The 13,595-nt window shown below is 69.8% G+C and carries 9 protein-coding genes; 2 read left to right on the plus strand and 7 right to left on the minus strand.

The window, feature by feature from the left end; all coding sequences use genetic code 11:
* The first annotated feature begins 61 nt into the window (after nucleotides 1-61).
* Nucleotides 62-3,265 carry a hypothetical protein gene (locus tag JGU66_16935; GenBank protein MBJ6762458.1) on the plus strand — a complete coding sequence of 1,068 codons (3,204 nt, stop codon included), beginning with the start codon at nucleotides 62-64 and terminating at the stop codon, nucleotides 3,263-3,265.
* Between the two features lie 9 nt (nucleotides 3,266-3,274).
* Here JGU66_16935 and nadD read toward each other — a convergent pair whose 3' ends face one another.
* The 5 genes from nadD to JGU66_16960 form a co-directional block, all read right to left on the minus strand.
* Entirely contained in the window at nucleotides 3,275-3,838 is a 564-nt protein-coding gene (nadD, locus tag JGU66_16940; protein MBJ6762459.1) for a nicotinate (nicotinamide) nucleotide adenylyltransferase, read from the minus strand.
* 7 nt (nucleotides 3,839-3,845) lie between these two features.
* Nucleotides 3,846-4,520, minus strand: coding sequence for a hypothetical protein (locus JGU66_16945; GenBank protein MBJ6762460.1), 675 nt, complete (start codon nucleotides 4,518-4,520; stop codon nucleotides 3,846-3,848).
* 16 nt (nucleotides 4,521-4,536) lie between these two features.
* Complete coding sequence (locus tag JGU66_16950) at nucleotides 4,537-5,718, minus strand: DUF1343 domain-containing protein (GenBank protein MBJ6762461.1); 1,182 nt, start codon at nucleotides 5,716-5,718, stop codon at nucleotides 4,537-4,539.
* Nucleotides 5,719-5,758: 40 nt separating this feature from the next.
* On the minus strand, nucleotides 5,759-7,063 hold the full coding sequence (locus JGU66_16955) for an adenylate/guanylate cyclase domain-containing protein (GenBank protein ID MBJ6762462.1): 1,305 nt from the start codon (nucleotides 7,061-7,063) through the stop codon (nucleotides 5,759-5,761).
* Nucleotides 7,064-7,129: 66 nt separating this feature from the next.
* A complete protein-coding gene (locus JGU66_16960; GenBank protein MBJ6762463.1) occupies nucleotides 7,130-7,867 on the minus strand; it encodes a hypothetical protein in 738 nt (245 codons plus the stop codon).
* 75 nt (nucleotides 7,868-7,942) lie between these two features.
* On the opposite strand from JGU66_16960, the gene JGU66_16965 reads away from it, so the two are divergent.
* On the plus strand, nucleotides 7,943-10,348 hold the full coding sequence (locus JGU66_16965; GenBank protein MBJ6762464.1) for a Smr/MutS family protein: 2,406 nt from the start codon (nucleotides 7,943-7,945) through the stop codon (nucleotides 10,346-10,348).
* Nucleotides 10,349-10,360: 12 nt separating this feature from the next.
* Here the strand turns inward: JGU66_16965 and JGU66_16970 are convergent, their stop codons facing one another.
* Both JGU66_16970 and JGU66_16975 read right to left on the minus strand, forming a co-directional pair.
* On the minus strand, nucleotides 10,361-12,394 hold the full coding sequence (locus tag JGU66_16970) for a TonB-dependent receptor plug domain-containing protein (protein MBJ6762465.1): 2,034 nt from the start codon (nucleotides 12,392-12,394) through the stop codon (nucleotides 10,361-10,363).
* Between the two features lie 75 nt (nucleotides 12,395-12,469).
* Nucleotides 12,470-13,543, minus strand: coding sequence for a PEGA domain-containing protein (locus JGU66_16975; GenBank protein MBJ6762466.1), 1,074 nt, complete (start codon nucleotides 13,541-13,543; stop codon nucleotides 12,470-12,472).
* Nucleotides 13,544-13,595: the final 52 nt, after the last annotated feature.

Here is a 13,595-nt window from a genome sequence, read left to right on the forward strand (position 1 = left end):
CCTGAGAGAAGAGAAGCGGCGGCCACCCTTACCGTGAAAAACGCGGTCGTGGCCACGATTTGTGCCCGCTAGGATGATCCGCATGCCAGCTTCTTGCCGGCGGTTTCGCGGGTCTGTTCTCCTCGCTTGCCTCCTGATGTTCGCCACCGGGTGTGCGTACGTCACACCCCGTTTCCCGCAAAACATCCAGGCCTCGTTCGCGCGCGAGGAGATGCGGAAGCTCACCACGCGCTCGCTCGAGCTCTATTACCCAGAGCCGCTGCGGGCCTCCGCGCTGCGAGTGGCCGCGCGCCTGGAAGGCTGTGTCGAGCGGCTGCGGGGAGACGCCTGGAGCCAGACGCCTCGGCAGCGCGCGCTCATCTACCTGACCAGCGCCGACTTCAATAACGCCTACGTCGTCCCGAACCTGCCCAGCATTCCCCAGCAGATGGTGCTGCCCCAGCACATGTCGCTGGAGCTGTTCAACCTGTTCGGGCTGGGTGAGACGGACATCGGCGACGTCGCGTGTCACGAGGCCGTCCACTACGTCCAGATGCAGCAGGTGGACGGCGTGTGGGGCTTCATCAACCGCGTGACGGGCGGCGTGCTCCAGCCCAACATCTTCACCGAGTCCTGGTTCCTGGAGGGGCTCGCGACCTACTTCGAGGGTCGGCTGGGCAAGGACACGGGCCGCCCCTCCAGCCCCATCTGGCGCGGCTGGTTCGAGTCCATGGTCCAGGAGACAGGGGGCCATCTCAACCCCGGCTACCTGTCCGTCGAGCATCGGGCGATGGAGCCGTTCGGCGGCAACTACCTCACGGGCATGCACTTCGTGGAGTACCTGGCCCGCACCTACGGCGAGCGCAAGCTGTGGGAGCTGGTCGACGAGCAAGGCAGCTCGGTGGTGCCGCCGCTGGCGGTGACGCTGCGGTTCAAGAAGGTCTTCGGCAAGGACATCGGCTCACTGTTCTCGGACTACGCGCGGAGCCTGCGTGAGTCCCTCCATGTCCGCGAGCGCCCCGACTCGCAGCAGGTCCTCGTGCCGGGCGTGGGCTACTTCGCGCGGCTCGCCACCCACGCGGGTGACGGAGCCACGGCCGTGGTGAGCGAGGGTCGCGAGTCCATCCCCCATCTGTCTGTCTATGAGCGCGACGGACGGGTGCGCTTCGAGCGTGCGTTGGTGCAGCTCCTCCCGGGGCGCCGCTGGGTGCAGGCCAGCGCCACCTTGGTGAGCGGCATGTCGTTCAGCGCGGACGGAGCCTGGCTGTTCATGGTCGGCTCGGACCTGGACAACGAGGGCAGCTCCGTCTCGAAGCTCTGGAAGGTGGATGCCCGCACGGGTGACGTCGTTCGCCTGTGGGGTGGGCTGGAGGGAATGGGTGGCGCCGTCACTCCGGATGGCCTCGGCTATGTGTTCGTCCGAGTGCACGGCGACATCGCGAACCTCGTGCGGCTGGACCTGGAGACGGGGCGGCAGGACGCGCTCACGGACTTCACGTCACACGTGGCCATGGGCCCACCGGCCCTCTCCCCCGATGGCCAGCGGATGGTCTTCCCGATGGGCGGCGAGGCCGGATGGGACCTGGTGTTGAGGGAGGCGGATGGCGCGCTGCACTGGCTCACGCGGGATGGTCAGTTCAACTATTCGCCGAAGTGGTTGGACGCGGAGCGCGTGGTCTTCCTGCGCGAGCACGAGCAGCGCCTCCAGGCGCACGTCATGACGGTGGCCACGCGGGCGGTCTCGCGCATCACCGATGCGCCGTTCCTGGTGATGGACGTCGCGCCGATGGGACAGGACACCGTGGTCTTCCTCAACCGCGACGGCACCCACTTCACCGTGGACCACGCGCCGGTGACGGCCATCGCGGAGCCACTCGCGGCGACACCTCCGAGCCCCAGCGCGACTCCGCCCCAGTCCGCGACACCCATCCTTCCTGAGCGCACCGAGCCACCTGCGGTGACGGTGCTGACGCCGCCACCGCTTCCCGGTGAGTCCACGGCACCGCGGGGAGATGCACCTGCCACGACGGATGGCGTCGCCAGTGGCCCGACGGAAAACACCGCGCCGCCCGCGCTCCCAACAGACGCACCTCAACAGACTCCCGCGCCTGAGCCGCTCGCTCCGGCCACATCGGCGGTCTCGGTGTCCGTGCTCGACGAACCCGTGCAGCCACCGCCCGAGGCCGGCCACATCCTGGAGGTCGTCTCCGATCAGCCGTACTCGCTCCTGGAGGACTTCTTCATCCCCGACTATCGGCTGCCGTACCTCTACACGCAGCCGAGCGAGGGAAAGACAGACCAATCCCGTCTGTTGGGAGGGCTGGCGCTCGCGGGGCAGGACCGCCTGGGGTTCCATGCCTATGCCCTCCAGCTCACGTTCGACACGGAGCAGAACGAGCCGGGCATCTCGCTCGCGTATGGCAACGCGCAGCTGGCTCCGCTCTACATCCAGCTGTCGGCCTCGCGGATCCGCACCAACGCACACATCGATACGCAGGCCACGGCCTTCGCCACGCGCACGTTCTGGACGACCCCCGTGACGTTCGGCCTGCTCGCCCTGCGTCGGCAGTTCGACGCGACGGACAGCGAGCCCGCCCTCGACACCAAGCTCATCGGCCCCGAGGTCGCCGTCGCCTACTTCGCGGGCTCGGGCACGGCCTACGGCGGCACGCAGCGAGGCCTGGGCATGTCACTGTCCGGTGGCCTCTACCCGAACGCGTTCTTCCACACCCAGACGATGGGCGACGTGCGCGTCGGCCTGGATGGCTTCCTCGGCGGACTGCCCTTCACGGGCAAGGACAACCTCCAGCTCTCCGCCGTGGGCCGAGCCCTGCCCGGCGCACCCGAGGGCCTGCTCGAAGTGGGCGGCATCCTCCCGGGACAGGTCTTCTACAAGAACCGCCGCTCCACGGATGAAAGCCCGCTGCCGCTCGACCTGCAGCCCGGCATCGAGTTTGGCGAATACCTGCGCGGCTTCGAGGACCGCACGTTCCGCGCCCGCAACGTGGCCATCGGCTCGGCGGTGTACCGCTACCGCTTCATCCTCGACCATGGCTGGGCGTCCACGCTCTTCGTCTTGCCCTCGTTCTTCCTCCGCCAGTTCGAGCTGGAGGGCTTCGGCACCGCGGCGCGCTTGGACAATCGCCGGAACCTGAGCGCGGTGGGCGGCGCGGCGACGCTGCGCTTCACCATCGGCCAGTTCGTGCCCTTCGCCATCTATTACCAATACGCGTACCGCTTCCAGGACAAGCTGGGCAACGCGCACCTCATCGGCCTGACCTTCTAGCCCCGGCGCTCAGGCGCGTCGGGCGGCCAGTCCATACAGCCCCTCGTGTCGCGCATAGGTCAGCACGCGCGAGGGCACCAGCTCGTCGGGCTCGACGCCGCGCGAGAGCATGTCGCGAATCTGCGTGGAGGAGACCTCCGCGAGCGGCGGCCCCACTGTCTCCGGAGCCGGGTACCCCGCGCGATACAGCACCACCACGCGAGACATCTGCTGGATGCGGTGGAAGTCCTTCCAGTTCGGCAGGTCGCGCAGGATGTCGCTGCCGATGATGAGCGACCAGCGAATGTGCGGGTACCGCTCGACGAGGAACGACAGCGTGTCCACCGTCCGTCCGCTGCCGCCCACCTCGCGCTCCACGAGGCTCGTCTTCAGCCAGCCCGAGGCGTCCTCACAGAGCGCCTCGCACATGCGCACGCGGTGCTCGTAGCTCTCCAGCTGCTTGCCGAACGGGTGATGGAAGGCGGGCATGAACCACACCTCGTCCACGCCCTGCGTGGCGTGCACATAGTGCGCGGCCATCAGGTGCCCCACGTGCGGCGGATTGAACGAGCCTCCGAGCAACGCGACCTTCACGGATGCCTCACTTGACGGTCAGCTTCGTGCCGCGCTTGTCCAGCTGCAGCACCTGCGGCTCCAGCACCGGGTGCCCATCCAACCGGAAGGCCGAGAACTGGAGGTTGCGGTCCACCTTCTCCAGCAAGCCACAGGTCTGCTCGGCCACGCCGACGAGACGACCGGGGGTGACGAAGTAGCGCGGGCCAATCTGCACCACGCGAGGCTCCGGCTCCTTGCCGTGGATGAAGACCATCGCGTTGAGGAGATCATCCCGGCTCAGGTCGTTCTTGTCATGGACGACACAGCAGAGCGTGTCCCCCATCAACTCGAGCATCTTGTTGGGCGTGGACGGATCCCGGTAGTGCAGCGACTCGCGCTCGGGCACGCGCACGAAGCGCTCCATCACCAGACGCCGATCGTCCTCCGAGGCAACGTCCGCGGGCGCCGCGCCGAACGCAGGCGTCCGAGGCCGAGCCTCCTGCGTGTTCGTCAGCCAGTTCGTGACGTCCGCCAGGAAGTCCGCGTCCGAGTACTCGCGCCCGCCTCGGCTCTTCTGGCGGCGCCACAGCACCCACTCGTCCAGGTCCGTGAAGCGCGCACCTGTGAAGATGAAGCGTCGCGCCCCGCGCGCACGCAACAGTTCGTACGCGGCATCAAAGGCCGCGAGATCGCCATGGCTGTCGGAAAAGACGCCGATCACGTGGAAGTCCCCACGCTCAAGCGTACAGCAGGAAGGGCTCCCTTTGCCGGCGGAACGCCTCGGCCTGGGCGGAGAAGCCCTCCATCAGCCGGTCCAGGGGCCAGCCCCCCTCGATGCCGCGGCGCACCTGGTCCGTGCCGCACAGCAGGTCAAACGCGGGCACGTCCTCGACGAACTCATAGGCATCCGCGCGCCAGCCGAAGTGCCCGGGCCCAATGTCATGCAGCGCCTGGAAGATGGCGATGCCCGTCCGCAGGGGTTGGAACGTCTGGCGGTCCGTGACGTGGATGAACGCGCCGCTGCACGACTGGCCTCGGTACTTGTCGAAGGTGGGCGTGAAGCCCACGGGCCGGAAGGCCACGCCCGGCAGTTGCTCGCGGGCCAGCCGCGCCAGCAACGCGTCCGTGTCCACCCACGGGGCGCCGAACTGCTCGAACGGGCGACACGTGCCGCGTCCTTCCGACACGGTGGTCCCCTCTCCCAGGCACATGCCCGGATACACGAGCGCGGTGTCCGCGGTGGGCATGTTGGGCGAGGGCGAGATGAACGGCAGCCCCGTGTCGCTCCAGGACATCTCCCGGCGCAGCCCCTCGCAGGGGATGACCGTCAGGTCGCAGCCGAAGCCTTCCTGGGCGTTGAAGAGCCGGGCCAACTCGCCCGCCGTCATGCCGTGGCGGTTGGGTAGCGCGTAGAGGCCCACGAACGAGCGGAACCCCTGCCCCACCAGGTTCCCCTCCAGGTGGACGCCCCCCAGCGGGTTGGGGCGATCCAACACGAAGAACGGAACGCGCGCCTGGGCCGCGGCCTTCATCGCCAGGGCCATGGTGTAGACGTAGGTGTAGTAGCGCGAGCCCACGTCCTGGATGTCGAACACGAGCGCGTCCAGGCCCTGGAGCCACTCCTGGCGCGGCGACAGCGACTCGAACGTGGAGCCGTAGAGGCTGTGCACGGGCGCACCGGTGCGGCGGTCGCGCGCGTCGTCCACGGCCACCATGTACTGGGCCTCGCCACGGATGCCGTGCTCGGGACCGAAGAGGGCCGCGAGCGTGACCCCGGGCGTCTCGGCCAGCAGGTCCGCCAGGTGGCGGAAGCGCGAGTCCACGCTGGTGGGGTTGACGATGGCGCCCACGCGACGCCCCTTCAGCGCCGCGAAGCCCTGCTCCACCCACACATCCAGCCCCGTCTTCACCTTCGTCACGGTCACCCCTTCGCGCCTCGGTTGGCGACGCCGCCGGCGATCAATCCTCGCCCATGCGCCGCAGCGCGTTCTGCGCCGCCTTCTTCGAGTCGCACGTGCCCAGTCCAAACAGGCCGCCCGTCTGACCGTCGTCAGAGCCGCCGTCGTCGGCCAGGTCCTCGAGCGCGCCACGCGCTCGCTTGAGCTTCAGATCCGCCACGGCGCTGGCCGCTGCCGCGCGCACGCCGCACTGCGCATGGTCCAGCAAGGCGATGATGCGGGACTCGGACGTCCGGTCTCCCGCTCGCGCCGCCCGCTCGTAGCTGTCCAGGGAACTCTTCACGTTGCCCTGGGCCTCCTCCAGCTGGCCGAACAAGTAGTGCCGCCGGCCCACGTCGCGCTCGTCACCGATGAGCCGCCGGGCCTCGCGAACGCGGGTCTCCTTCTCCGCGCCCGACGTGCCCTCCACGGAGTGGATGGCCCGCATCGTGGCGCCTCCGCCCCAGGCCACCACCGCCAGCCCCAACGCCAACGCCACGCCACCCGCGCCCAGCGCCACCTTGCGGCCGTTCCCCTGCAACTGGAGTCGCGCGACGAGCGTCGGAGGCAGCACCTGCGACAGACGGGACATCAACACGCCGCTGGCCGTCCGAGCCTGTCGCCCCAGCACGACCGCGCCATCAGCTGCGCGCTGCCCCAACACGGCCGCGCGCTGGCCCAGCGCCCCCAGGTCCACCGCGCCGCTCAGCGCGCTCTCCGACACGCGCGACAGGGCGAGGTTTCCATAGGGCGGCATCGAGGCCTCGGCATCCGCTGGCACCACCGCGCCCGGGGACGGCGCCTCGACCCGATAGGGCGCGCGCGGCACGCGGAAGACGCGAATCTTTCCGGGGATGCCCTTCAGCTCGAAGGCGCCCACTTCCTGCGAGGGCACCTCGGCCTTGTTCATCGCGAGGTACACAGCCTCGGTGAAGAAGACCTCGCCCGCCTCGGTGATGCCCTCCACGCGGGCGGCGATGTTGACGGGCTCGCCGAAGACGTCGTTCGCCTCCAGGCGGACCTCGCCCACGTTGACGGCCACGCGCACGTGGAGCTGCTCGGAGTCGCTGAGTCCCCGGTTGTGCTGCCAGAGGCGATCCTGGATGGCGATGCCGCTGAGCACCGCCTGCGTGGGCGACTCGAAGGTGACGAGGAAGGCATCGCCGATGGACTTGACGATGCGCCCACCGAAGGCCTTGAACAGCGGCGCCAGGAGCGCCTGGTGCACCTGCAGGAGGCGCTGATTCTCCTCCAGGGTCTGCCGGCTGGTGCGCTCGGTGAACCCCTTGATGTCGGTGAACACGATGGCGAGGTTGGCGGTCTTCAAGGCGCGCGCAGTGTATGCAGCAGCCGGCGCGAAGCAATTGCCACCGGAGAAGCCTCGCGGTCGCTGTCAGCGCTTGGAAGGTTTCAGGGCGCGCATGCGCCGGGGCTCGGGCGCGGAGAGCTGGGCACGCACCTTCGCGGCGAGTTGGGGCCTGTTCGTCCGCTCGTAGAACTCGGCCAGCTTGCGCAGCACCATCCCCCCGCCGGGTTGGGCTTCTCGCGCGGCGAGAAGTTCCCGCTCCGCGTCCGCGATGCGCTCCTGCCGCTCCAGGACCAGGGCGAGCTGCAGGCGCACCTGGACCCACTCCGGTCGGGCATGGGCCAGGTAACGGTAGTGCAACTCGGCCTTGAGCCAGTCCCCCAGCCCCACCCACACGCTGGCGAGCCGGAAGCGGGCCTCCTCATACGAGGCGCGGTACGACAAGGCCGTCTCATAGGCGCGGGCCGCCTTGAACGGCAGGCCCTGCTCCTCGAGCAGCAGACCGCGCAGGTAGTGCCCTCGGGGGTTCTCCGGAGCAACCGAGGCCACGGCATCCAGGTGGGCCTGCGCCCGCTCGAGCGAGGCCGGCCCCCCCGCCTTCAGGAGCAGCCGGGCCGCCTCCAGGTGAGGCAGCTCCCAGGAGGGCTGGGTCCGAGCCAGCGACTCCACGCCCGCGAGCGCCGCCGCATCATCCCCTTCCGCCTCATGGGCGAGCGCCGCCGCCAGGGAGGGGGCGGGGGCCACCGTCGGGGGCGCTGTCAGGGCGGAAGAGGCTGGCGCGTCGGCGGCGGCCGCCAGCAGCGCCGCCAGGATGACCCACGTCATCCACGGCAGATAGCAGAGCCGGGCTGAACTCCTCAACAGTTCCTCTTGACGGCCAATCGGCCGCGCATGAAACCCATGACCGTGCAGATTTCCCAAAGGACACTGGAAGACCTCGGCTTCGCGGACGTGCTGCGTGCGCTGGCCCAACGCTGTCGGACGGAGCCGGGCAGGGAGCGTGCCCTCGCCCGCCCCTTCCTCGATTCAGCCGAGGAGGTCACCGAGGCGCTCGCCCTGGTCGCGGAGGCCCGGACGCTCTCGCAGGAGCAGTTCTCCCTGCCGCTGGGTGGCGTGACGGACCTGCGCCTCGCCTTGGGGCACACGACCAAGGGCGGCGTGCTCGAACCCCGGCAGCTCATCGACTCGGCGCAGCTCCTGCTCGCCTTCATCAACAGCCGCGAGGCCCTGGAGGAACGCCGCGAGCGCGTCCCTCGGATGATGGAGATCGGGCGCCAGATGCCCCTGCTCGAGTCGCTCGCGCGCCGAATCGATCAGTGCTTCGAGCCAGACGGTGAGATTTCCGACCGGGCCAGCCCCGCCCTCCGCGAGGCCCGGGACCGGACCCGCGGCTTGCACCGGCGCATCAAGTCCCGTCTGGACGAGATGCTCCACGACGAGGGCTTCGTCTCCAAGCTCCGCGAGAACTACTACTCCGTGCGCAACGGCCGGTATGTGGTCCCCGTGGTGTCCAACTACCGCTCGGAAGTGGACGGCATCGTCCACAACGCCAGCCAGACGGGCCAGACGCTCTTCATGGAGCCGCAGGCCATGGTCAGCCTGGGCAACGACCTGGCCATCGCGCAGTCCGAGGTGGCCGAGGAGGAGCTCAAGGTCCTCCAGGAGTTGAGCGGGCACCTCGGGCGCGAGGCGGACCGCATCCTCGAGGGGCTCTCGGCGGTGGCGGAGCTGGATGAGTTGGAGGCCGTGGCGCTGCTCGCCGCCGACCTCGACGCCAGCATCCCGACGTTCGATGGCGTGCGCGAGTTGGAGCTGCGCCTCTTGCGCCACCCCCGCCTGGTCCTCAAGGACATGAACGTGGTGGCCAACGACGTGGCGCTCACCGGCGAGGCGCGGTCCCTGGTGGTGTCGGGCCCCAACGCCGGCGGCAAGACGGTGACGCTCACGGGCGTGGGACTCTGCGCGCTCATGCTGCGCTCCGCGCTGCCCATCCCCGTGGCCGAGGGCTCGCGGATGCCGCTGTACCGCTCCGTGCACTCCACCGTCGGCGACGCGCAGGACCTCACGCAGGGCCTGTCCACGTTCAGCGCCCACGTGGTGATGCTGCGGGACATCATCGCCGTCGCGGGCGAGGGCTCACTCGTCCTCATCGACGAGATCGCCGCGGACACCGACCCTCGCGAGGGCGCGGCCATCGCCGTGGCGGTGCTGGAGGAGCTGCTCCAGAAGGACGCGGTGGTGCTCGTCACCACGCACCTGGAGGAACTCAAGGCCCTGGCCCACATGGACCGGCGCTTCCTCAACGCGCGCGTGGGCTTCGACGCGAAGAAGATGGCGCCCACCTACCGCCTGCAGATCGGCGCGGCGGGCCAGTCCTCCGCCATCGAGGTGGCTGCCCGCGTGGGCCTGCCCGCGCGCGTGTGCGATCGCGCTCGCGAGCTGTCGCTCAACTCCGGAGGACCGCTCACCAAGGCGCTGGCCGCGGCCGAGGACGAGCGACGCAAGCTCAACGAGGAGCTGGAGAAGGCCCGCGTGGCCGCGCGCGAGGCCGAGGCACTGCGCGCCGAGCTGGAGAAGCAGAAGGTCGCGTTCGAGCGCGAGCGCAAGGGCCGGATGATGCAGTTCAACGACGACGTGCACGCCGCCACCGAGCTCGCCACCACCGAGGTGCGGGAGCTGCTCGCGAAGCTGCGCGCGTCGCAGAACGAGAAGGCGCTCTCCGAGGCACGCGCCCAGCTCCAGCAGCGCGCGGAGGAGGCCCAGAAGCGCTCCCAGGCCGCCAAGGCCGAGCTGTTCCAGGTGGAGGCCCCAGGCCCGGCGACGCTCAAGGTCGGCGCGTGGGTGCACCACTCGGGACTTGGCCGCGACGTGGAGATCCTCGAGCTGTCCGAGGGCAGCGCGGTGGTGTCCGCGGGCGGCGCGATGAAGATGCGCGTGTCCACGACCGAGCTGTCCGGCTCGCGCACCCGCAAGCCGCAGCAGGCCCGGTTCCCCGAGCGAGCCAAGCAGGAGGCCGTGCTGAAGCGCGCGGCCTCGGCGGCGCCCGCGGAGGTGGAGGCCACGAACTTCCGCTGCGACGTGCGCGGTCACCGCGCGGATGAGGCGCTCACGGAGGTCGAGGCCTTCCTCGACGCAGGGATGCGCCAAGGTGAAGAGGCCGCGGTCATCATCCACGGCCACGGCACCGGCGCGCTCAAGCAGGCCATCCGCGACTACCTGGCCGCGTCGCCGTACATCCGCATGTTCCGCCCGGGCGAGAGCCACGAGGGCGGTGACGGCGTCACCATCGTGGCCCTGCGCTCGTAGCGTCGTGCGCTGCTACCCCTCGAAAGAGGGGTCGTAGAGGTACGTGAGGCGCACGAGGAACTCGCGGGAGAAGACGGGCAGCGGGGCGTGGCCGCCGTTGTACGGCTGCGCCACGCGGAAGTCGGTGCCGAGCAGGTTGTAGACGCCCGCGCCCAGCTCCAGCCCCTGTGTGCCCACGTTCTCGGCGCGCAGGAAGGTGTTCAACAGGAGCTGGGTGGGCAGCCGCTGCACCGCCGAGACGCCTCGATCATCCGGGGCCTCCACGGCGTAGCGCTGCCCCACCAGCACCGCGGTCGGATTGAACGAGAGCCACGGCAGCAGCTTCACGCTGGCCGCGAGCGTCGCCTTGTGCGTGGGCATGCCAGTGAAGGTGTTGGCGTTGCCGGGCACCAGGTAGTCCTGCACGTCGTTCTTCCCAGACGGCGTGTAGTACGAGTAGCCGAGCACCGCGCGGCCCCACGCGGCCTTCATCCGGTACTCCAACTCCACGCCCCGACTGCCCAGGCGACCCAGGTTCCGGTAGGCCTCCGTGCCGGACTCGGCGTCGTACGAGTAGATGATGGGGTCTCTCACGCCCACGTCGAAGACGTTCGCGCTCACCTGCTGGCCATCACCGAGCCGCAGGGTTCCTTCCAACTCGAACACGGTGGTCCGCTCCGGCGTCACGTGATCGCCCAGGCTGATGTTCTCGATGCCCGGGGCGCGGAACGCGCGGCTGAACAGGGCCTTGCCGCTGAACGCGCCAAAGGAGCGCAGGAGCACGAGGCGCGGCACGAAGGAATCGCCGAAGGCGCTGTGGTGCTCGTAGCGTGCACCGGCGACCACCGTGGCGATGGGGTTGTCCGCGTACACCTCCACGAAGCCCGCCGCGTTGAGGTAGGACACCTCGTCCGCCCCGTCACCGAACGCCGTCTGGAGACCCACGCCGGCGGGGCCGCGCAGCAAGCCCTCGTCATAGGTGACGTCCACGCCGCTGGTGAGCTGGAGCATGTCGATGGGCGCCCAGCGCGCCACCGTCCGCCCGCGGAAGCGCCGCACCTGCTTGTCGTAGAAGAAGTCCGACGCCTCGTTCGAGTCCCGGTACGGCTCGCCCAGGGTGAGGTTCAGCCGAGGGATGATCTCCAGCCGGTCCGTCGGGCGGAAGCGATCGGTCAGCTCCATGTGCAGCGAGTCGAAGTTCGTGGTCGCCGGCGTGGGCAGCACTTCCTCGAACGCGGCCACGGCCGTGGTGTTGTAACGCTGATACAGCACGCTCAACTGGAGATCGCGAAAGCCGACGCCCGCCTGCACCGTCGTCGGATCCAGCCGCGAGTGCCCGCCCATGGTGGCGGAGTTGCCGTAGAAGTCATCGAACACCGCGTCGCTGCGCTGCCCCTGCCCCACCGAGGCGGAGACGAACGCGCTCAGGCCCGGCGCGCTCTCGAACACCTTGCGTCCGGAGAGCGTCACGCTGCGGCGCCCGTTCGACGACTTCAGCTCGCCGTACGTTCCCGCGAGCATGACGTCCGAGCTGCCCTGGATGCCTCGGGTGATGACGTTGATGACGGCCAGCTCGGCGTTGCCGCCGTAGATGACCGAGCCCGGGCCGCGCACGACCTCGACGCGCTCAATCAGCTCGATGGGGAACTCGTGGCCAAGCTGCATCGTCGAGTAGAGCTGCTCGTTCATCTCCTTGCCGTCGATGAGCAGGAGCACCTTGCCCTCGTGGCCCCACAGTCCTCGGAAGCCCGGGCCCACCGCGCCCTGCACGTCCACGCCGAAGAAGAAGCCCGGCACCTGGAGCAGGACGTCCATCAGGTCCCGCGCGCCCGAGGCTCGGATCTCCTCGCCCGTCACCGCGGTGACAACAGCGGGCGAGTCATGGAGCTTGGTCACCGCGAACGAGGCCACCTGACTGTGGACCTCCGGCTCCTCGGCCTCGCGCTCCACCGTCGGCTCAGTGGAAGCGGGCGCGGTGGGCTCCTGCGCCGCCGCCTCCAGGGACGCCGACAGCACCAGACTGATCACACCCATAGAACCGCGAAGCCACCCAGGGCTGCTGCGCATGCGAACCTCGGCACTTTGTGTCGGGAAGATGGGACGGACGAGGCCGGCGACCTAGAGGCGCGCCGGCACGAAACGTCAGCGGACGCGAACGGCGGTGCGGCGACCCGGCTCGACCTCGACGGTCATCCGGCGCTTCACTTCGCCATTCACGCGAACTTCGATGCGGGCCGGACCTGCGGGCAGGCCATCCGCCGTCACGGGCGGGAAGCCATAGGGGCGGCTGTTGATCCAGATCTCCCCGTAGATGGACGGCGACGTGACGTCCAGATCACCCTTCCCCGCCACGGCCGCGCGAGCCACGGCCGGCGCGGTCTCCGCCGCGGCCGGAGCCGGAGTCGCCACCGCCACGGGAGGACTCGCCGCGGGAGCCGCGGCGGGCACTGGCGCGGGAGGCGGCGTCACGGGAGCCCGAGCGGCCACCACCGCAGGAGGACTCGCGGGCGTCAGCTCCGACGAGAGGTCTCGGTTGATGGAGCGAACCGAGTCATCGGGCACCTCGACCGTCTCCTCGAACAGCTTCCGCTCGCCCTGCGCGAGCGCCACGCGGTGCGAGCCCGCGGAGACGGTCACCCGCGCGGGCGTCAGGTCCGTGGCCTTGCCGTCCACCATCACCACCAACCCAGGGGGCGTCGACGTCACCAGCAAGAGGCCGTTGTGCGAAGCCTCCGCCGCGGCAGGGGCAGGAGCCTCCTCGCGCTGCGCGGCACGGGACGCCAACCGGACCGCTCGCGTCCGAGCCCCCCCACGGCTCGGAGGCACCGAGGGCTCATGGGGCGCGCGCGCGGGCTCGGCCGTCTTGCGCGACTGCTCGCGGGTGCGCAGATCCGCCGCGATGCGCAGCAACTCCACGAGGTCACCCTTGTCCTTGCGCAGGCTGAGCGCCTCGGTGAACTCAGACACCGCCTTGTCGTAGTCGCGATCCTCCAGCGCCGCGAGCCCCGCGGCCCGGCGCGCGCGAGCGAGCCCCGCGTTCGCGTCCTCGACGGCCGGCGCGGCCACGGGCGCGGTGGGGGCCACCTCGGCAGCCACGGGAGCGGACGGAGCCGGCACCGGCGCCGCGGCGCGCCGACCGCGCACCATCACATACGCGAGCGCATTGAACGCCAAGGCGCCCAGGAGAATGACAACAATCCACGTCTTCTGTTTCATCAATGTCTCACTCCCGCGCCGCGATGCCTCACCGTCGGAGGCAGCGGCCCAG

It is taken from the genome of Myxococcaceae bacterium JPH2 (assembly GCA_016458225.1).
GTDB lineage: Bacteria > Myxococcota > Myxococcia > Myxococcales > Myxococcaceae > Citreicoccus.